Origin of the sequence: Shewanella sp. S1-49-MNA-CIBAN-0167 (genome assembly GCF_040310145.1) — a bacterium.
Classification (GTDB): Bacteria; Pseudomonadota; Gammaproteobacteria; order Enterobacterales; family Shewanellaceae; genus Shewanella; species Shewanella psychromarinicola.
Genome location: NZ_JBEOPO010000384.1, coordinates 1 through 254 on the forward strand (window position 1 = coordinate 1; position 254 = coordinate 254).

General features: G+C 48.8%; 1 protein-coding gene. It reads left to right on the forward strand.

Features of this window, described 5'->3' with window-relative positions; genetic code table 11:
* The coding region (locus AAEZ00_RS21735) for a transporter (RefSeq protein ID WP_351090065.1) at positions 1-254 on the forward strand (254 nt) is incomplete at both ends.

Below are 254 nucleotides of genomic sequence, written 5' to 3' on the forward strand. Positions count from 1 at the left end.
GGCTATGAGCATTCGCCTTTCGGTGCCGACGCTCTTTTCAGATGCAACCGGCAGCGATGAATTAGGCTTGGGAGATGTTTCTTTGAAATGGAGCTGGATTTCCCATGTAGATACCAAAAATGCTTGGCTGCTGTCAGCCGAAGTATATGCGCCGACGGGTGATGAAGACTTCAGTACTGAAAAGTGGACTATCGCGCCTGGCATTACATATGCTCACTTCATTGGGAAAAATATCATCGTCGCACCGGCAGTAG